General features: G+C 51.5%; 15 protein-coding genes, 3 tRNA genes and 1 pseudogene. 11 read left to right on the top strand and 8 right to left on the bottom strand.

Annotated features, from left to right (window positions below; genetic code table 11):
• Positions 1-761: TIGR01777 family oxidoreductase (locus tag BZG79_RS03370; RefSeq protein WP_108743222.1), on the top strand; the 761-nt coding region annotated here is incomplete at its 5' end.
• 133 nt (positions 762-894) lie between these two features.
• On the opposite strand, the gene BZG79_RS03365 is transcribed toward BZG79_RS03370, so the two are convergent.
• Positions 895-3,336, bottom strand: coding sequence for an FtsX-like permease family protein (locus BZG79_RS03365; RefSeq protein WP_077773722.1), 2,442 nt, complete (start codon positions 3,334-3,336; stop codon positions 895-897).
• Complete coding sequence (locus BZG79_RS03360) at positions 3,326-4,012, bottom strand: ABC transporter ATP-binding protein (protein ID WP_077660765.1); 687 nt, start codon at positions 4,010-4,012, stop codon at positions 3,326-3,328. The genes BZG79_RS03365 and BZG79_RS03360 overlap by 11 nt, the downstream gene beginning before the upstream one ends.
• Here BZG79_RS03360 and tesA point away from each other — a divergent pair.
• The 3 genes from tesA to BZG79_RS03345 all read left to right on the top strand — a co-directional run bounded on the left by tesA (position 4,011) and on the right by BZG79_RS03345 (position 6,788).
• Entirely contained in the window at positions 4,011-4,622 is a 612-nt protein-coding gene (gene tesA, locus BZG79_RS03355; protein WP_077660764.1) for a multifunctional acyl-CoA thioesterase I/protease I/lysophospholipase L1, read from the top strand. The genes BZG79_RS03360 and tesA overlap by 2 nt on opposite strands.
• 29 nt (positions 4,623-4,651) lie before the next feature.
• A complete protein-coding gene (locus tag BZG79_RS03350) occupies positions 4,652-5,497 on the top strand; it encodes an SDR family oxidoreductase (RefSeq protein ID WP_077773721.1) in 846 nt (281 codons plus the stop codon).
• A 436-nt stretch (positions 5,498-5,933) separates the two neighbouring features.
• The gene (locus BZG79_RS03345; protein ID WP_077773720.1) at positions 5,934-6,788 is read left to right on the top strand and encodes a co-chaperone YbbN; all 855 of its coding nucleotides are present in this window, start codon (positions 5,934-5,936) and stop codon (positions 6,786-6,788) included.
• Between the two features lie 4 nt (positions 6,789-6,792).
• Here the strand turns inward: BZG79_RS03345 and cueR are convergent, their stop codons facing one another.
• Complete coding sequence (cueR, locus tag BZG79_RS03340) at positions 6,793-7,254, bottom strand: Cu(I)-responsive transcriptional regulator (protein ID WP_077773719.1); 462 nt, start codon at positions 7,252-7,254, stop codon at positions 6,793-6,795.
• A gap of 104 nt (positions 7,255-7,358) precedes the next feature.
• On the opposite strand from cueR, the gene BZG79_RS03335 reads away from it, so the two are divergent.
• Both BZG79_RS03335 and BZG79_RS03330 read left to right on the top strand, forming a co-directional pair.
• On the top strand, positions 7,359-9,953 hold the full coding sequence (locus BZG79_RS03335) for a cation transporter (RefSeq protein ID WP_199877522.1): 2,595 nt from the start codon (positions 7,359-7,361) through the stop codon (positions 9,951-9,953).
• 12 nt (positions 9,954-9,965) lie between these two features.
• A complete protein-coding gene (locus BZG79_RS03330) occupies positions 9,966-10,403 on the top strand; it encodes a DUF411 domain-containing protein (protein WP_077773717.1) in 438 nt (145 codons plus the stop codon).
• A 214-nt stretch (positions 10,404-10,617) separates the two neighbouring features.
• Here the strand turns inward: BZG79_RS03330 and BZG79_RS03325 are convergent.
• The 3 genes from BZG79_RS03325 to BZG79_RS03315 form a co-directional block, all read right to left on the bottom strand.
• A tRNA-Pro gene (locus BZG79_RS03325) sits at positions 10,618-10,694 on the bottom strand.
• A gap of 24 nt (positions 10,695-10,718) precedes the next feature.
• Positions 10,719-10,794, bottom strand: a tRNA-His gene (locus BZG79_RS03320).
• Positions 10,795-10,827: 33 nt separating this feature from the next.
• Positions 10,828-10,904, bottom strand: a tRNA-Arg gene (locus BZG79_RS03315).
• A 323-nt stretch (positions 10,905-11,227) separates the two neighbouring features.
• On the opposite strand from BZG79_RS03315, the gene BZG79_RS03310 reads away from it, so the two are divergent.
• Positions 11,228-11,662, top strand: coding sequence for a cytochrome c5 family protein (locus BZG79_RS03310; protein ID WP_077577391.1), 435 nt, complete (start codon positions 11,228-11,230; stop codon positions 11,660-11,662).
• Positions 11,663-11,711: 49 nt separating this feature from the next.
• On the opposite strand, the pseudogene rep reads toward BZG79_RS03310, so the two are convergent.
• A pseudogene (gene rep, locus BZG79_RS03305) lies at positions 11,712-13,601 on the bottom strand (DNA helicase Rep); the annotation flags it as partial.
• A gap of 167 nt (positions 13,602-13,768) precedes the next feature.
• Here rep and BZG79_RS03300 point away from each other — a divergent pair.
• The 4 genes from BZG79_RS03300 (at position 13,769) to BZG79_RS03285 (ending at position 18,929) form a co-directional block, all read left to right on the top strand.
• A complete protein-coding gene (locus BZG79_RS03300) occupies positions 13,769-14,329 on the top strand; it encodes a TetR/AcrR family transcriptional regulator (RefSeq protein WP_025744533.1) in 561 nt (186 codons plus the stop codon).
• 21 nt (positions 14,330-14,350) lie between these two features.
• On the top strand, positions 14,351-15,457 hold the full coding sequence (locus BZG79_RS03295; RefSeq protein WP_077577389.1) for an efflux RND transporter periplasmic adaptor subunit: 1,107 nt from the start codon (positions 14,351-14,353) through the stop codon (positions 15,455-15,457).
• 12 nt (positions 15,458-15,469) lie between these two features.
• Positions 15,470-18,562, top strand: a complete 3,093-nt coding sequence (locus tag BZG79_RS03290; protein WP_077773715.1) for a multidrug efflux RND transporter permease subunit — start codon at positions 15,470-15,472, stop codon at positions 18,560-18,562.
• Between the two features lie 100 nt (positions 18,563-18,662).
• Complete coding sequence (locus BZG79_RS03285) at positions 18,663-18,929, top strand: accessory factor UbiK family protein (protein ID WP_021022177.1); 267 nt, start codon at positions 18,663-18,665, stop codon at positions 18,927-18,929.
• Between the two features lie 124 nt (positions 18,930-19,053).
• Here the strand turns inward: BZG79_RS03285 and ilvC are convergent, their stop codons facing one another.
• Positions 19,054-20,538, bottom strand: a complete 1,485-nt coding sequence (gene ilvC, locus BZG79_RS03280; RefSeq protein ID WP_077577387.1) for a ketol-acid reductoisomerase — start codon at positions 20,536-20,538, stop codon at positions 19,054-19,056.
• Positions 20,539-20,742: the final 204 nt, after the last annotated feature.

Genomic DNA, 20,742 nt, shown 5'->3' with positions numbered 1-20,742 from the left:
CGCTGGAGCGGCTCGATGATTTGTCGCATCTGAATGATTTTGATGCCGCGATTAATTTGGCCGGTGAACCTATCGCCGATCAACGTTGGAGTGAGCAACAAAAAGGGAATATTTGTACCAGCCGCTGGGGGCTAACCGAAAAGCTGGTTGAAAAAATCCATGCCAGCAGCACCCCACCTCACACCTTTATTAGTGGCTCGGCGGTGGGGTATTACGGCGATCAGCAAGATCGCGCCTTTGATGAAACCTTGATGGTTCATGCCGATGACTTTGCCCAGCACGTGTGTCATCAGTGGGAGAAAATTGCACTGAAAGGCGCCTCAACCAACACCCGGGTGTGTTTGCTGCGCACCGGCGTGGTGTTAAGCGCCGAGGGGGGCGCGTTGAAACGGATGATGCTGCCTTACAAGCTTGGGCTCGGAGGCCCGATCGGCAAAGGGCAGCAATATATGCCGTGGATTCATATTGATGACATGGTCGGTGCCATTATCCACCTGCTCAACACCCCTGAGCTCAAAGGGCCGTTTAACTGCACCGCCCCGGAGCCGGCGACCAATAAACGGTTTAGCCAGGCGCTCGCCAGTGCCTTAAAACGCCCGCATGTGTTCTTTGTTCCCACACTCGCGATCAAAACCATGATGGGCGAAGCCTCGCACTTGTTGCTCGATAGCCAGCGCGCCTTGCCGCATGCGTTAGAGGACTCAGGCTTTGAGTTCCAGCACCCCAAGGTGGAAGAGGCGATGCAGTCTTTATTTAAATAGCGGCTTTTGCCTTTCGCACAAGTGTGTTACTGGCCGGATTTTGCTGGACGTTTGATACAAAAAAGCGGGTATCAATTTTCTTGATACCCGCTTTGTTATGTGTAAAACGAGGATGCTTTACACCCGCACCGTGTTAACGCCGTTGCGGGTCAATCAGTTTACCCAGCATTGAGGCGACGGTGACAAACACCAACCCCACTGCTAACACCGGTAGCACCGCCCAAAGCTCGGGATGCAAACGCACTTCCATTTCAAAGCCCCATTTGAGCAGCCCTGCCATCGCCGCTTCAGCGCCAAGCACCGCCATTAACCCCGACACCAAGGCCATCACCCCATACTCACTCCACAGAGTGCGTTGAATACGGGTGCGGCTGGCCCCCAAGGTGCGGTAGAGGTTAATTTCCTGCTGGCGTTCGCTCAGGCTGATACGCAGCAAGGTCAGCAGCAGTAGCAAGCCGCTGATCACCGCTAGCCCTGCCAATACAGAGAGCGACAAGCCAATTTGACGCAAAATCGATWGAATACGACTGCTCATGGTGCGTAAATCGAGCAGCGTGACGGTTGGGTATTCCCGCGCCAACCGATTGAGCAATGACGTTTGTGATTCATCGAGCCGGAAGCTCACCAACCAGTTGGCCGGTTTGTCGGCGAGAGTGTCACGATCGAAAATAAAATAGAAGTTAGGCCGCATGTTGCGCCATTCTACTTCACGAATCGAGTTGACCGTGGCGGTAAAGTCTTGGCCGGTGACGCTAAAGGTGAGGCTGTCGCCAATCTCAATCCCTAAACGCGCGGCAATATCCGCTTCCACCGAGACGCCATTTTCGGTTGGCCAGTCGCCCGCAAGCACCTTATTATGCGAAGGCAAGGTTTCACGCCAGGTAAAGTTAAGCTCTCGGCGCAGCGCTTCATCGGCTTCATCACGCTCGGCTTCATCGGTGGAAACCTGATAGCGCTCGCCATTTTTGCCCACTAACCGGCCGCGCACGATCGGATACGCATCGGATCGCATCAAGCTGGCTTGGTCGAGCTCCCCCACGTAGTCTTGTTGCGCACTTGGTGCAATGTTCATGGCAAACACATTGGGCGCATCGGGTGGTAGCATCCGTCCCCAATCGGCGAGCAAATCGGTACGCAGCAGCCAGATGATCGCCAACAGCATAAAGGAGATCGCCAAAGCCCCTAGCTGCACGCTGCTAGCCAGTTTGTTGCGGGTAATTCGGCTAAGAGCCAGTTTTACCGACGGCGCGCGCACGCGCGATTTCACCAGCTTGAGCAGGCCTAAGCCAGCCAATGCGAGCAGCACGATCATCGCTGCCATCGCCGCTAACACACTCCATAATAAGGTGTTATCAAACGCCCACAGCGCAAGCGCGCCAACCGGAATCGCTATCAGGATAGCGGCGGTACCACGACGATGCCGCCCGCTGCCAGCCTGCGATTGCACGGCTGCCAACGCGGGCGCATCCAGTAATTTCAGCAATGGCACGCCCAGTGCAGGTAATGCCACCAGCAAAGCAACCCCTGGCGCGAGCACCCATGGCACCCAGCCGTAACTGGGCAGCGGTGAGGGCAATACATCGGTTAGTGGTAAACGCAGGAGCACTTCCAACAGGTAGCCGGCGCCTAAGCCCACCACGGTCGCTAACACAAACAATAAGGTAAGCTGACGCGCTAACCAGCGCCGCACCCACTGCTGACTGGCGCCCAGACTTTTTAGCATCGCCACCAAATCGGCGCGACTTTTGGCATAGTGCTGACACGTGAGCGTTAAGGTGGCCGCGGCCATCACAATCACTAAAACGACGGTAAGAGATAAATACTGGCGGCTGCGATCCAGCATATCGCCAGTACGATCAGAGGTGTTTTCATCCACCCAGCGCTCGCCGTCTTGCAGCGTATAGCTGTCCCTWGCGGCACTTAAACTTGGCTCATCACCGGTTAAGAAATAACGATAACGTACCCGGCTCCCTTCGCGTACCACGCCGGCGGCAGGCACATCATCACGGTGCATCATCACCGCAGGCATTTGGCTAAAGGGATTAAACGACAGCTCTGGCTCGGCGGCCAAGGTGCCACTGACGCTTAGATCAAGATTACCAATCGAGACCTTATCGCCCGGCTTAACATCGAGCAAACTAAACACCCGCTCAGACAGCCATAGCTCACCGGGCTGAATGCGTCGATCTCCCGTTAGGGCTTGGCCGTTTTGCTCCAACACCAGATCGCCACGCAACGGATAGAGGCTATCCACCGCTTTCACGCTCACCAGCTGCATGTTTTGTTCGCTGAACGCCATGGTGCCAAAGCGGGTTTGTGCTGATACCGTGGTGCCCGCTTGTTTAAAGGTCTCAATTTGCTCGGTGTTCACAGGCTGGCGCGTGCTTAACACGGTATCAGCAGCAATCAGGTTGCGCCCTTGTTGGGTGAGGACGTTTTCAATCCGATCGGCCAATGCGGAAAGCGCGAACACGCAGGTGATAATCAGCGCCAGCGCCACCGCCACCGGCCATATCTGTCCATGCAAAAGCTCTCGCCACGCCCAGCGGTTAAGCAGTCCATTATTACTCGCCATTGACGTGCTCCTGTAGTTTGCCGCTGTCCATCATCAAGGTACGCTGACAGCGTTTGGCCAGCGCCGGATCGTGAGTGACCAACACCAAGGTAGTGCCATGCTTTTCATTCAGCTCAAACAGTAAATCAATAATGGTTGCGGCGGTTTTTTGGTCGAGGTTACCGGTTGGCTCATCGGCAAATAACACGTGCGGGCGGATAATAAAGGCGCGCGCGAGGGCAACACGCTGTTGTTCGCCGCCAGAGAGCTGTGAAGGTAAGTGTGTTTCTCGTCCTTGCAATCCTACCGAGGCCAGCAGTTGCTTGGCGCGGGTTTCGTCTTCGTTTTCGCCACGAATGGTCAGTGGTAGCATCACATTTTCTAATGCATTCAGTGATGGCACTAAAAGAAAGCTTTGGAACACAAACCCTACCGATTCCGCGCGCAGGGCGGCACGGGCATCTTCGTCCAAGGTGGAAAGCTTGTGCCCAAGCAGATCGACTTCACCTTCACTGGGCGTATCTAACCCGGCAAGCAAGGTCATAAGGGTCGATTTTCCCGCGCCCGACACGCCCATTARYGCAATCGACTCRCCYGCCTCGATTTGTAGCGAGACATCCTGCARAATGGTAAGCGGCTGTTCGCGTGTCACGACATGTTTTGCAATTTTTTCGGCTCGAATAACAGGAGAGGCCATGTTACGCATCCTTACTTTGTTGTGTTTTTTGTGGGTGAGCAGTGCGAGTGCACAAACGCTCCTCGTCCTCGGTGATAGCCTAAGCGCTGGCTACCAAATGGCAGCTGAACAAGCCTGGCCTGCCAAGCTACCGCGCGCGCTGCAAGATCGCGACCTTGATGTTAAGGTGATCAATGCCAGTATCTCGGGTGACACCACAGGCAATGGCCTACAACGTTTGCCGCAACTGCTTGAGCGCCACCAACCTGAGTGGGTGCTGATCGAGCTCGGCGGCAATGATGGCCTGCGGGGTTGGCCGTTCAACCGTATACGAGACAACCTTAAGCAATTGATCACTCAGGCACATACGGGCGATGCCAAGCCGTTGTTAGTACAAATCCAGATCCCGCCCAATTACGGCCAGCGCTATGCGCAAGGGTTTGCTGATATTTATCCTACACTGGCAGAGCAAACACAAACCCCCTTACTGCCCTTTTTTATGGAGTCTGTGATCCAAAAGCCTGAATGGATGCGTGATGATGGCATTCATCCGATGCCGGCCGCCCAAACGTGGATTGCCGAGTTTATGGCAGAGCAACTGGTACCGTATCTGTCACAGCCTGACAGTTAATCAACAATAATCAACCAATAGGGATAACGATGACAGCCACCCCCCCTTTAAAAAACGCGATCCTTATCACCGGTTGTTCAACAGGGATCGGTTTTGCCTGTGCCAACGCCTTGCATGCTCAGGGCCACACGGTGATCGCAAGCTGCCGACAAGCGGAGGATGTCACACGGTTGCAGCAACAAGGATTAACCTGCATTCAGTTAGACGTCTCGGACAGCAACAGTATTGATCGCGCGGTGGCCACGATTGATGAAATGACCGGTGGGGTCTTGTTTGGCCTCTTTAATAATGGCGCTTACGGCCAACCTGGTGCGCTGGAAGATTTGCCCACCGGCGCGCTGCGCGCTCAGTTTGAGACCAATGTGTTTGGCTGGCACCATTTAACCCAAGCCTTATTGCCGATGCTGCTCAGTCATAGCGGGGGACGGATTGTGCAAAACAGCTCGGTGCTTGGCATTGTCGCGCTCAAATACCGTGGAGCCTACAATGCGAGTAAATTTGCGCTTGAAGGCTGGACCGATACCCTGCGTTTAGAACTGAGCGATACGCCGATTAAGGTGAGCTTGATTGAGCCTGGCCCGATTGAAACGGCGTTTCGTGCCAATGCGCTCAGCGCCTTTAAACACTGGGTCGACCCGAATAAAAGTCGCCACCAGCAAGCCTATCAAAGCCAAATCGACCGTCTTGCTGCAGACGAAGGCGGCAACAAATATACCCTACCCGCCGACGCGCTGGTTGCGCCACTGACGCATGCCTTGTTCTCGCCTCGCCCCAAGGTGCGTTATCGCGTCACTCAACCCACCGTATGGATGGCGATTCTCAAGCGACTGCTCCCTAGCCGTTGGCTGGATCGGGTCTTGCTCAAAGGCAGTTAATGCAACAATAAGCCGTCGCGGTAAAAAATGTGCTGACTGCCTCATTTGTCATACTTTTGTCACAGAGGTGGGCTAATCTAATTTGTAATGACGACAAAGGCTTTGGGCAACGGGGCCTTCTTGTTAGCAGGTAGCATTATAAAGATAAACACAACAACAGGAGCCGGCGGATGACCTTACATCAGTTAAACTGGCTCTGCTTGAGCGTCGCATTGTGCGTGGTGCTCTTGTTCTAACCCGCACGTGTTATTGTTAAAACGTCGCTTGTTTGCAGACCGACGAAATAGGCCACCAAAAGGTGGCTTTTTCGTTTCTCGCCCCCTTGTCGGCTTTGCACATTCCATCGAGCTTAAACACGCAATTACAGGGCCAGTTGCTTGAATTTCTGCGCGTTTGCCCCCACCCTTAGTGAAAATCCATATCGTCAGGATCCATGATGAACGCAAACTATATCGTCGAATTAACCGAGCATAATTTTCAGCAAATTCTCGAATCATCGTCACGCACGCCTGTGCTGATTTACTTTTGGGCCAATATGATGCCCGAAAGCGTGGAGCTAAAACCCACCGTCGAACAAATTGCTCACGACAGTCATGGCACCTTTACCCTTGCAACCATTGATTGTGAAGCGCAACAAATGATTGCCGCCCAATTCGGTGTCCGTGCGCTTCCAACGCTGGCATTGTTCRAAAATGGTCAGCCAGTGGACGGTTTAGCTGGCCCACAAAACTACGACACAGTGCGCGAAATGCTTGATAAGCACCTACCTAGTCAAGAGAGCCAAGCCTTTGATCAGGCGCGCCAGTTAATGGCAGAGGGCAATTATACCGATGCGCTTGTGATCATTAAGCCGCTGGAGTCCAGCCTTGGCGATAAAGCGGAATACAAGCTTGCCCTTGCAGAATGCTTGGTAGAAACCCACCAGTTTGATGCCGCACAAGCCATTCTTGAGACCATTTTGCTGCAAGATCAAGACGCGACTTATAAGTCATTGATCGCAAAAATTGAATTGCACCATCAAGCCGCAGATGGCCCCGAAATTCGACGCCTGCAAGCGGCGCTTGAAGAAAATCCAGGGGATGCAGGTGTCGCGTACGAGCTGGCTTTGCAGTTTAATCACATTAACCGCAGTGAAGATGCGCTTGAACTCTTGATGGGTATTTTGCGTCGCGATCTTAATTACGCCGACGGTGAAGCCAAGAAAACCTTCATGGATATTTTGGCAGCACTCGGCCAAGGCAACGAGATCGCCTCACGCTATCGCCGCCAGCTCTATTCACTGCTTTACTGATCGTTTAATTGACTGCTGGCGATTGGGTCCCCGATGCGCAACAACTTGTGGCATCGGCTTTTAAATCGCCTAACTCACTGTCACCGCGCAGTGCTTCGATAATCGGACACTGCGCGTCACCATCGCCCGGACAAGCCTGAGTCAAGGCATGCAGTGTGGTTTTCATCGCCGCCAACTCTGCGATTTTTTCATCAATTTCGACCAGTTTACTCTCTGATCGCGCTTTGACATCGGCACTACGCAAAGACGGATCGCGCGATAACGCCAATAAATCGCCACTCTCATCTAATGTAAAACCCACCAGCCGTGCACGGCGAATCATTTGTAGCTCACTGACATGCTGTTCGCCGTAATCCCGGTAACCATTATCGGCACGATGCGGCGGGGTGATCAGTCCTTTTTGTTCATAAAAGCGGATGGTTTTGCTGGTTAAGCCGGTTTTTTCGGCCACTTGTTGAATTTTCATATTCGTCGCTTGACCTTCCAGTAACTATAAGGTTTACAGTTTAGCTTAACTGAAATTGCGACAACCGCCAACATCTCACGATGAGAGGCTATCAAGGAGAGGCAATGACGACGACCGACACCAAGATCACCTATTACACACTGCCGTTAAGTGGCCTAAGCTGCCAAGGCTGTGTGAAAAAAGTGACGAAAGCGCTCGAGGATATCGACGGCGTTCGCATTGAGGACGTTGACACCCAATCACTCTCGCTTGAGACCTGGGGCGAAAGCGAACAATATTCTCTTCGCCAAGCCGTCTCAGCAATTGAATCGCTTGGCCATCATGTCGGCTACCGCCATCATTTCACGTTAAGTGGCTTAAACTGTGGCCGCTGTGTCGCTAAAGTAGAAGCAGCATTGGACGAGCAGCCCACCGTGTTTACACACGCCGTCAGTAAAACCCATGCCGAGGTGCACACGAGCTTGAGTGCTGATGCACTGATTGAGATTATCCACCAGCTGGGTTATCAAGCGGCGCGCGCATCTGATAATGACGCAAACGTGAGCACTGACAACGAATCACCAGCGCAGACAGACGCACGTAACGCGAATCCAGAAACCTCAGAAGCCTCAGAAGCCTCAGAAGCCTCAGAAGCCTCAGAAGCCAAGTCATCCTCGGTCGATAATCCTGCAGATTCAAGCAAGGCCAGCCGTCAGCAATACGTATTATCCGGTATGACCTGCGCAAGCTGCGTGCAAAGCGTAGAAAACGCGATTAGCGGTGTGGATGGCGTGGCGAACGTGAGCGTTAACCTAGCCGAGCGTAGCGCGATTGTTAAAGGCAGTGCATCGTCAGACGCCATTGTTGCGGCAGTAGCAAACGCTGGCTATGGCGCGGAAAAAGTCGAAGACGATAATGATCGGCGTGAGCGCCAGCAAACCCAGCAAGCCAACGAGCTAAAAAACTTTAAACGCAGTACGTTCGCGGGCTTAGGCTTGGGGGCGCCACTGATGGCTTGGGGCGTATTCGGTGGCAGTATGACCATTCAATCGAGCCAAGATCAGTGGGCGTGGGGCGCCATTGCGGTGGTAACCCTCTTGCTTCTTGCAACCGGTGGCCGTCACTTCTTTGCCAATGCCTGGCAAGCGCTGATGCACAAACGTGCCACCATGGATACGTTGGTGGCGCTCGGTACCGGTGCCGCGTGGCTGTATTCCACCGCGGTGGTCATCGCACCTGCATTATTCCCAGAGCAAGCCCGTCATGTGTATTTTGAAGCCTCAGCCATGATCATTGGTTTGATTAGCTTAGGCCATGCGATTGAAGCACGTGCCCGTGCCAATACGTCTAAAGCACTCGACCAATTACTTGATTTACAGCCACCTACAGCCTTAGTCATTGAAAACGGACAAGAAACAGAGCGTCCGCTTGATGAAGTGAAACAGGGAATGACACTGCGGGTTAAACCTGGCGCTAAGGTACCGGTTGATGGTGAAGTGGTTGATGGCAGCAGCTATATCGACGAATCCATGCTGACCGGTGAGCCTGTGCCTGTTCATAAAACAGCGGGGGACACGCTTCATGCCGGGACCGTGAACCAAAAAGGTGGCTTAACCTTTAAAGCCACTGGTGTGGGCAGCGATACCATGTTGGCACGTATTATTGATTTGGTGCGCGAAGCGCAAAGTAGTAAGCCTGAACTGGCGAAGCTTGCCGACCGTATTTCAGCGGTATTTGTGCCTATCGTGGTCGCCATTGCCATTGTTACCGCGGCTATCTGGTATTTTGTTGGTCCAGAGCCGTCGGTCAGCTACATGCTGGTCACCGCGACCACAGTGTTGATCATCGCCTGCCCCTGCGCGCTTGGCTTGGCGACCCCTCTATCCGTTACCGCTGCGGTGGGTCGCGCCGCCGAAGTCGGGGTCTTAATCCGTGATGCTGATGCGCTGCAAACCGCGGCAAAACTGCACACCTTGGTGTTTGATAAAACGGGCACACTGACCCGCGGCCAGCCCGAAGTCACGCATGTGAATGCTATTCACGGCGACCAAGAGCGCCTCATGGCAATTGCTGCCTCACTGGAGCAACACTCCGAGCACCCATTGGCCCAAGCGATTGTTGGCTATGCCAAGCAGCAGACACTTGCGTTGCCGACATCAAATGACTTTAACAGTGAATCTGGCAAAGGGATCCAGGCCAAGATCGAGGGTGAACGTTACTACATCGGCAACCAAGCGTGGATGCAAGCACAAGGGATAGATACTGACGCCCACCAAACCGATATCGACGCCATGACTCAGCGTGGCGAAACCGCGATTTACCTTGCCAATGCGGACAGCGTACAAGCGCTGATTGGTGTCAGTGACCCGATTCGTGATGATGCCATAGACGCGATCGCTCGCCTGCAACAACAGGGCCTTGAGGTGATCATGCTCTCTGGCGACCACCCAGATACCGCCAATGCGATTGGCCACCTTGGCGCCTTGGCAGACGCCATTGGGCTATCTCAAGCCGCGGTACGCAACATGAAACAAAATCTCTTTGGTGCCTTTATCTACAACACCTTGGGGATCCCGATCGCCGCCGGCATCCTTTACCCCTTTACCGGCATGTTGCTCAGCCCGGTGATCGCGGGTGGCGCAATGGCGCTCTCTTCGATCACGGTGGTGACCAATGCTAACCGATTACGTTTTTTCAAAATAAAATCAGACGATAAGTAACAAGGAGCGATAATGAAGCGTTTACAACTACTTGTAGCAACAGTGGGCCTAATGAGTGCCTCGGCGATGGCCGCGAGCGGTGTGGTGTATAAATCCCCCAGCTGTGGCTGCTGCGACGATTGGGTTGAGCATATGGAGCAAGCCGGCTTTGAGCTAGAGGTAAAACCGCATGACAACATGGCGTCAGTCAAGCAAGACATGGGCGTCCCAGCTGATATGCAGTCATGTCATACCGCACGTATTAATGGCTATGTGATTGAGGGACACGTTCCTGCCCAAGAGGTGAAAAAGCTCCTGGCCACCAATACGGGGTTAGAAGGACTGGCCGTTGCAGGCATGCCGATTGGCTCACCAGGTATGGAATTCGGCGATCGTCAACAGCCTTATACGGTCATGGCGTTTGATAAGGCAGGCAATACCCAAGCATTCCAGCACTACCCTAAGCCTTAAGTGCTGGACCGAGAAAACGAAAAAACCCCAGCCAAAAGGCTGGGGTTTTGCGTTGGTCAGTGAAGAGGGATTTGATGGGGCGGCCCCCGCGGGACCGGCTCCCGGCCCCCGACCAAATACGCTCTCCACTACCTGGATAGTGGTCGGTGAAGAGGGATTCGATGCGACCGGGCTCCCGGCCCCCGACCAAATGCGCTCTCCACTACCTGAATAGTGGTCGGTGAAGAGGGATTCGAACCCCCGACCCTCTGGTCCCAAACCAGATGCGCTACCAAACTGCGCTATTCACCGACATATCGCTTAGTGCGAAAATAATGGGGTGGCTGACGGGACTTGAACCCGCGACAACTGGAATCACAATCCAGGGCTCTACCAACTGAGCTACAGCCACCACTGATTTTCTGCCATATTCCTTATCCCGGAATGGCGCGCCCGACAGGATTTGAACCTGTGACCTTTGGCTTCGGAGGCCAACACTCTATCCAACTGAGCTACGGGCGCTTGCCCCGTTGGCGGTGTCGAATATTACGGATATCACCACCAGCCGTCTAGCATTWTTTTTAATTTTTTTACTGACTGGTCTCTTTTTCAACAAATCGCGTAGAAATCGTCAGTAAGGTCTCTATTATAACGGTTTAACGTAACAATCTAAAGCGCTATAATCACCTAATCTTTACACGGGGTTAACCTAGCGAGGTTGGCAAATCCGTTGAGACGAGACTGACAGGCCGCAACCGAATCACTCTTGATTGATTCACCCCTTAAGGTTGGCGGCAAATAACATAAAAAAGGCGTTAAGCCACCAGTAATGTGGGAGTGTCATTGTGAGCGCAAAGGGAAAAAGTCTAGGTCGTATTATGGTTGCCTCGGTAGCAGCCCTACTATTTGCTTCTGCTGCGCAAGCATTAGAAGTGTCTGAACAAGAAAAAGCCGCCATCGCCGAGCGCATTGCACCTGTGGGTGACGTGTATATTGATGGAGAAGCCCCCACGCAAACGGCGGCAGCAGAGCCAACTGGCCCACGCAGCGGTGATCAGGTCTATAATACTTACTGCACAGCCTGTCACGGCACAGGCGCAGCTGGCGCCCCTAAAATCGGTGATGCCGCCGCTTGGGGTCCACGTGTTGATAAAGGCATGGAAACCCTAGCCAAACATGCGATCAACGGTTTTAATGCGATGCCTGCCAAAGGCACCTGTATGGACTGCTCGGATGATGAAATCGTCGCGGCTATCGAGCACATGCTCGACGCACTCTAATAGCACTGCTCATCAATCGTTTGACAGTAACGCCGCCTTCGCGGCGTTACTTATTTTGTTGTGGCTTGATAAGCTCGCCAAACTGACGCCTTTCTTTGCAAACGACAAAGGTCAGCGCCTTTTGCGCACGGGTCAATCCGACGTAAGCTAAACGCCGCTCTTCGTCGATATTATCTTCATCAATACTCGATTGATGAGGCAACAAGCCTTCTTCCATACCGATCAAATACACGTATGGAAATTCTAGCCCTTTCGATGCGTGCAACGTCATCAGCTGTACTTGGTCAGCCTCGTCATCATCTTCGCCTCGCTCCATCATGTCACGCAGCGTCAGGCGCTGAACCACTTCTCGCAGGCTTCGTTCAACCTGATCCGGATTATCCCCCTGAAGATCAGCGACAATCCAACTGTGAAGCTGTGAGACGTTTTTCATCCGCATCTCTGCCACTTTGGGACTGGATGAACTCTCATACAGCCAATCTTCATACTGTGTATCTCGCAACAGTGATCGTATCGCGGACACGGTATCGCCCCGCTCAGCCTGATCAGACAGTTCAACAATCCACCGCGTAAACGCTTGCAGGGCAGCCAGCCCTCGCCCAGATAAATGCTGGGTCAGGCCTAACTCAAAGCTCGCCGCAAACAAGCTCTTGCCGCGCTGATTGGCATAACTGCCGAGTTTTTCTAATGTCACCGGGCCAATTTCGCGTCGCGGCGTATTCACTACGCGCAAAAACGCATTGTCGTCATCTGGGTTGGTCAACAAGCGCAAATAGGCCATGATGTCTTTAATTTCGGCGCGCGAGAAGAAGGACGTGCCGCCTGATATTTTATACGGGATACGATTTTGTATCAGGGCTTTTTCAATCAAACGCGATTGGTGATTGCCACGGTATAAGACCGCGTAATCTTTGTATTGCGTACGCCCTAAAAAACGGTGGCCTATCAGTTCCCCAACCACACGTTCCGCTTCATGCTCTTCGTTATTGGCAATCAGCACTTTGAGCATGTCGCCATCGGGCAAGGCAGAAAATAGCGTTTTTTCGAATACATGGGGGTTATTGGCTATCAAGATATTGGCTGCACGCAGTATTCGACTGGTTGAGCGGTAATTTTGCTCCAACTTCACCACATGCAGACGCGGAAAGTCTTGTTGTAAGTACACCAGGTTTTTCGGCTGAGCGCCTCGCCAGGAGTAAATCGATTGGTCATCATCCCCTACCACGGTAAAGCGTGATCGCTCACCCACCAGCAGCTTCACCAATTGATACTGGCTGGTGTTGGTATCTTGATACTCGTCGACCAATAAATAGCGAATACGTGCTTGCCAACGCTCACGCACGGTTTGGTTTTGGCTAAGTAGCGCCACCGGCATCAAGATAAGATCATCAAAATCGAGCGCGTTATAGGCCCGCWTTTGTTTTTGATAGCGCGCATAGCAGGCGGCAAATAACTGGTCCCGCTCACCTTGTGCTTGCGCCAGCGCTTCATCGGGTCCCAACATGGCATTTTTCCAGTTGGAGATGGTGTGCACCAATTGACGCAGCAAGTCTTTATCATTATCTAGCTCTTGTTCGGTCAGAGCTTTGAGTAGCGCTAATTGGTCTTGATCATCAAACAACGAAAAGCCCGCTTTTAACCCCAAGGTTTTGTATTCTCGGCGGATAATATTCAGGCCCAAGGTATGAAAGGTTGACACCATCAAGCCGCGCGATTCTTGCTTACCCAAGCTTTGTGCCACGCGCTCTTTCATCTCTCGTGCCGCTTTGTTCGTGAAAGTCACCGCGGCAATATGACGCGCTTTATAGCCACATTGTTGAACCAAATAGGCGATCTTATGCGTAATCACGCGTGTTTTTCCCGAGCCTGCGCCAGCTAACACCAGACAGGGGCCAGAAATATGGCGGACTGCATCCGATTGCGCAGGATTAAGCTTCATGATGGCGGCACCTCGTTAATGGCTGAGAGGGCATTGTAGAAGGAATCTTACTGATGTCTATCTCACCCAAGCAAGGCTCAACAAGCTTGCTACAATTTATGCTTGTCATACGCACAAAATTCACTCTAAAATGAATGAACGTTCATTCACTAGTAAGTTCATCATCAATGGACAAACGTACGCAAATATTCGCGGCGACAGAGCAACTGATTGCCACGCGTGGGCTCGACAAGGTCTCAATGCATCAGGTCGCCACCCAAGCGCAAGTGGCCGCCGGCACCATTTATCGCTATTTTAACGATAAAGAAGACTTGCTTCGTCAACTGTCTATGCACCTTATGATGCAATGTGCGACCCATATTCAACAGGGGGTAAAGGATGAACCAACCCTAAAAGATCAATTTGAGCGGTTATGGCGCAACACGTGGACCATGATGCTACAACGTGATCACTTATTATTATCTCGTGACCAGTTTGATGCCCTGCCACGCGATGATCAGTCACAAACCCAGCAAGAGCGAGAGGCCTTCTCTGATCTTTATCAAGTCTTTCAGGAAGGTAAGCGGCAAAAGCGCTTTAAGCCACTGGACGATGAGGTGCTCATCACCTTGGGGCTTGAACCCGTTTTTTGTTTAGCTCGCAAACAGGTTCGGGGTGTTATAACTCTAGACAGTTATGCTATCGCAGATGCGATCCAAGCTTGCTGGGATGCAATTTCTCTTCACTAACGACGCTCGGAGCTTACTTCGATGAAAAAATGGTTTTTCTTTATGGTTATCCTTGCACTGCTGCTGTTTGGCAGTGTGATTGGCTTTAACCTATTTAAGCAGCAAAAGGTTGCAGAGTATATGGCAAACATGCCAGAGCCGACGCATCCAGTGACGGCAGTGACCGTTAACGCTGAACCCTGGACACCCACCATGGACGCCATCGGGTTTGTTGAGCCCAATCAAGGGATCACCTTAACCACGCAAATTGCCGGTGTGGTGGATGTGATCAACTTTGAATCAGGCCAAACCGTTAAACGTGGGCAAAATCTGGTTGAACTCGACTCTAGCGTTGAAAAAGCCAACTTGGCAAGTACGCAAGCACGATTACCCGCCGCAGAAGCCAAGTTCAAACGTTATCAAGGACTGTTTACTAAAGGGTCGATTTCTAAAGAAGCATTGGATGAAGCTGAAGCGAATTACCGTTCTTTACAAGCTGACATTAATGCGCTTGAAGCCACCATTGCACGTCGTAACCTTCAAGCTCCCTTTGATGGTGTGATTGGCCTGCGTAATGTATTTATGGGTGAGTACCTGCAGCCAGGTACCGATATTGCTCGACTAGAAGATACCTCGGTAATGAAACTGCGCTTTACCGTGCCGCAAACCGATATCTCGAAGCTCCGTCTAAGCCAGGCATTACGCATTACAGTCGATGCTTATCCTGAAAAAGAATTCATCGGCTCTATCAGTGCTATCGAGCCTGCGGTCAACAGCCAGAGCGGCCTGATTAAAGTGGAAGCCAATATTCCCAACAATGATGGCCAGTTACGCTCAGGGATGTTCGCCCGCGCCGATATCGTTTTGCCGACGGTTGAGAATCAAATAGTGATTGATCAAACCGCGATTAACTTCAATCTATACGGTGAAAGTGTGTATGTAATCCGTGAAGAAGATGGAGAAAAGCGCGCTTATCAACAAGTCCTTAAAGTCGGCGAGCGTCGTGGCCATCAAGCACGCATTATCGACGGTCTAAAGCCTGGTGATCAGGTTGTTACGTCCGGCCAGGTGCGCTTAAGCAATGGCTCTAAAGTGAAAATCGTCGACAACGACGCTCTCACTCCACCAGAACAATTACCTCAATTGTAAGACGAGGATGTGATGCGCTTTACTGATATTTTTATCCGGCGCCCAGTGCTAGCTGCGTCAATCAGTATTCTGATTGCGCTGCTCGGTTTGCAGTCTTTATTTAAGATGCAAGTTAGGGAATACCCGGAGATGACCAATACCGTGGTCACCATCACAACCAGCTATTATGGTGCCAGTGCTGACTTGATTCAGGGTTTTATTACCACCCCGCTCGAGCAAGCTGTCGCCCAAGCTGACAATATTGACTTTATGACCTCAGAATCGGTGCTGGGATCATCGACAATCACGGTCAACATGAAGCTAAATACCGATCCGAATGCCGCCTTGGCAGATATACTGGCCAAAGTCAATTCGGTAAGGGCACAGCTCCCGGCAGAATCAGAAGATCCGTCCGTATCCATGTCGACCGGCTCTACGACCGCCGTCATGTATATCGGTTTTACCTCGCCAGAACTCGACTCGAGCCAGATCACTGATTATCTTGAGCGCGTGGTTAAACCCCAATTGTTTACCGTGGGTGGGGTGTCAAAAATCGATCTATATGGCGGGGTGAAGTACGGCTTACGTGTATGGCTTGATCCTGAAAAGATGGCGGCCTTTAAGCTAAGTGCCACTGATGTCATGTCAGTACTCGATGCCAATAACTACCAGTCGGCAACCGGTCAAGCTACCGGTACCTTTATGGTCTACAACGGCAGTGCGGATACGCAAGTTTCAACGCCGGAAGAGTTAGCCAAACTGGTGGTTGATACACAAGATGGCCGCGTCGTGCGGTTAGGCGATATTGCTAACGTCTCGCTGGAAAAAAGTCACGACCGAGTCCGAGCGCTTGCCAATGGTTCCGAGGCAGTTGTCGCAGCCATTAACGCTACCCCCTCAGCCAACCCGATCAATATTGCTGCCGACGTGATGGATATGTTGCCCGAAGTGGAACGTAACATGCCCAGCAACATTGAGATGAACGTGTTGTATGACTCGTCGAATGCGATCAATGAGTCAATCAATGAGGTAATCAAAACCATCATCGAAGCCGCGTTAATTGTGTTGGTGGTTATTACTCTGTTCTTGGGCTCGTTCCGCGCGGTAATCATCCCCATTATTACCATCCCGCTGTCGCTGATTGGTGTAGCGCTAGTGATGGAAATGATTGGCTTCTCACTGAACTTAATGACGCTACTGGCCATGGTTCTGGCCATCGGCTTGGTGGTCGATGACGCCATTGTGGTGCTCGAGAATATCGACCGTCATATTAAGTTAGGTGAGTCGCCGTTCCGTGCCGCCATCATTGGTACCCGTGAGATAGCGGTGCCCGTTATTTCTATGACGCTAACACTGGCAGCCGTTTATGCCCCTATCGCCATGATGGGCGGGATCACCGGCTCCCTGTTTAAGGAGTTTGCATTAACGCTTGCTGGGGCGGTGTTTGTGTCCGGTATTGTGGCACTAACGCTCTCGCCGGTGATGTGTGCGACCTTGTTAAAAGCCAATGCGCAACCGAGTCGTTTTGAGTTAGCGGTACATCGCTTCCTTGATGGGATGACAGATAAGTATGCGCGTATGCTCAGCAAGGTGATGGAGCGCCGTCCGGTGATCGTGACGTTTGCGGTGATTGTATTCGCTTCCCTGCCGGTGCTGTTTAGCTTTATTCCTAGTGAGCTTGCTCCGTCAGAGGATAAAGGCGTGGTGGTCATGATGGGTACTGCGCCCTCCACCGCTAACTTGGATTACATCCAAAATAGCATGGCGGAAGTGAACCAAAAACTGGACCAGCAACCCGAAGTGGCTTTCTCACAAGTTTTCTCCGGGGTACCTAAGTCGAATCAAGCCTTTGGTATCGCCTCATTAGTACCTTGGAGCGAGCGGGAAGCGAGCCAGTCTGAGGTAGTCAAACGCATGGCGAATGAAGTGAAGGATATTCCAGGTATGAAGGTCACCACCTTCGAAATGCCGGAATTGCCAGGTGCTTCCTCAGGTTTGCCTATTCAATTTGTGGTGACATCGCCCAATAACTTCGAAAGCCTGTATCAGGTAACCGCTGAAATCATGGGCGAAGTGCAATCAAGCCCAAATTTCGTTTACTCGGAGCTTAACCTTAACTTCGACTCCGCCACCATGAATATCCATATTGATAAGGATAAAGCGGGATCGTATGGCGTCACCATGCGTGATATCGGTACGACGATCGGAACCATGATGGCCGACGGCTACATTAATCGTATTGACTTTGACGGCCGATCGTATGAAGTGATCCCGCAAGTTGAGCGTAAATATCGCCTTAACCCTGAGTCGATCGAAAGCTACTACGTGAGCGCTGCCAATGGTGATTCGATACCTCTCGGCTCTTTGATTGATATTGAAGTGACAGGCGAGCCGCGCTCGTTACCTCATTTTAATCAATTGAATGCCGCGACGATTAGTGCCGTTGCTGCCCCTAGCGTGACCATGGGTACCGCCGTAGAGTGGWTTGAAAGCAAAGCGGCAGARCTGCCAAAAGGGTATCAGCACGATTATCTTGGTGAATCGCGTCAATACGTCACTGAAGGCAGTGCGCTGTATGCAACTTTCTTGTTTGCACTGGCGATTATTTACTTGGTGCTTGCGATTCAGTTCGAATCGCTACTCGACCCTTTGGTGATCTTGGTCTCAGTGCCTCTGGCGATTTGTGGCGCGTTGATTGCTTTGGCCTGGGGGCTGTCATCGATGAATATCTACTCGCAGGTGGGGCTGATAACCTTGATAGGTTTAATTACCAAGCACGGTATTTTGATCTGTGAAGTCGCCAAAGAGCAGCAGCTATATCACCAAGCCAGTCGAATGGAAGCGGTAAAAGAGGCTGCAAAAATTCGTCTGCGTCCGATCTTGATGACAACAGCTGCAATGATTGCAGGCCTTATCCCGCTTATGTTTGCTAGCGGCGCCGGTGCCGAACAACGCTTTAGCATCGGGATAGTCATCGTGGCGGGTCTTGCCATCGGGACATTATTCACGCTATTCGTTCTGCCAGTGATTTATACCTATCTGGCCAGCAAGCACAAGCCGCTGCCGGTGTTTGTCGAAGACGATGAGCTTGATAAGCTCGATGAAGACTATCGTGCATCACATTAATGCATCCTATTAAGGGCCTACGGGCCCTTTTCTTTTGTCATCCTTTCGACAAGCTGTACGTATTTACATAGAATAAAGACAGTTAATGAAGGAGTATTCCATGTTTGACCCGAAAAAACTTGAGCAAATGGCCAAGCAAATTCACGATGCCATGCCTCAGCCTGTTAAAGAGTTAGGCACGGATATGGAAAGCCGTGTGCGCCAAGCCATTCAAGGCCAGCTGACTAAGCTTGACGTGGTAAGCCGTGAGGAGTTTGATGTACAAACTCAGGTATTACTGCGCACGCGTCAAAAGCTCACCGAGCTCGAAGCAAAGCTTGAAGAAATGGAAACAAAGATCGGCCAATCGCAAGATAACCAGCAATAACCGATCGCATCAACGCAAAAAGCCTGACCCTCAGGCCAGGCTTATCTCTGCGTATCATTTCAACTGATGGCAGTCAGTTATCGGGCGCAGTTAGCTATTAAGCGTAATTAGTTATCAAGCGCGATTAATTATCAAGTGCGATCTGCTTCATATCGGTCATATAGCCACGTAACTCTTCACCGATATATTCGATCGGGTGATGACGAATACGGTCATTCACTTCAATCAAGGTGGCGTTATCAACCTGATTAGATGTTTCTGACAATCCTTTGCCAATCACATCCGCGCCCACCGTTGGCATAAAATGCTCGCGCAACAATGGCGTCGCGACATTAGCGAACAAGTAGTTACCGTACTCTGCCGTATCGGAAATAACCACGTTCATTTCGTAAAGACGCTTACGTGCAATGGTGTTGGCAATCAACGGCAACTCATGCAATGACTCGTAATACGCCGACTCTTCCACAATGCCGGATGACACCATGACCTCAAAGGCAAGCTCGACCCCAGCACGCACCATGGCAACCATCAAAATACCGTTATCAAAGAATTCTTGCTCACTGATGCTTACATCCGACTCGGGATAGTTTTCAAACGCGGTCTGTGCCGTTTCCTCACGCCAAGTGAAAAGATCTTTATCGCCATTATCCCAATCGGCCATCATGGTCGCGGAGAAATGGCCAGAGATAATGTCATCCATGTGTTTGTTGTAAAGGGGACGCATAAGCTCTTTAAGCGACTCCGACAGCTCAAAGGCTTTTACTTTCGCGGGGTTGGACAAGCGATCCATCATATGCGTGATGCCACCGAATTTCAGCGCTTCAGTAATCGTTTCCCAGCCATATTGAATAAGTTTCCCCGCATAACCCGGCTCAACACCTTCTGCAATCATTTTCTCATAGCAAACAACCGATCCGGCCTGCAGCATGCCACACAGGATGGTTTGTTCGCCCATCAGGTCTGATTTTACTTCCGCCACAAACGAAGACGCTAGCACCCCGGCACGATGACCGCCGGTTGCGGCTGCCCATGCTTTCGCAACCTCAAAGCCTTCGCCGTTAGGATCATTTTCTGGATGGACCGCGATCAGCGTTGGCACACCAAAGCCGCGTTTATACTCTTCACGCACTTCGGTACCTGGACACTTAGGCGCCACCATAACGACGGTAATATCTTCACGAATGCGCTGACCCACTTCGACGATATTAAAGCCATGAGAGTAACCGAGCGCAGCGCCATCTTTCATCAACGGCATGACGGTCTCTACGACGTTGGAGTGTTGCTTATCTGGGGTCAGATTGATCACCAAATCCGCTTGTGGGATCACATCTTGGTAGCTCCCCACTGTAAACCCATGATCGACCGCGTTTTGGTAAGAAGGACGCTTCTCATCAATCGCCGCCTGACGCAGTGCATAAGCCACATCAAGACCCGAGTCACGCATGTTTAGACCCTGATTAAGCCCTTGCGCCCCACAGCCAACAATCACCACTTTTTTACCTTTGAGGAATTCGGCCTCGTTGGCAAATTCATCGCGCGACATAAATCGACAAACGCCTAATTGTTCCAATTGTTGACGCAAATTCAGGGTATTAAAGTAGTTCGCCATAGGGTGCTCCATTGATTCGAATCCATAATTGGGTGCGTTTTCACCGCTTAATTTTGATACTACCTTAACCATCACATTGCCTAAAGTGATATATTCACAACATGACATTGCAAATAAAGCAAGAACACACCATGAACACCAAACAACTTACGGGTTTTCTTCACCTCTGTGATACCAAAAGCTATACCCGTGCGGCAAAAGCCA

Source organism: Salinivibrio sp. MA427 (genome assembly GCF_001996115.1).
GTDB classification, from domain to species: domain Bacteria; phylum Pseudomonadota; class Gammaproteobacteria; order Enterobacterales; family Vibrionaceae; genus Salinivibrio; species Salinivibrio costicola.
This window is presented reverse-complemented; position numbering and strand designations above follow the sequence as displayed.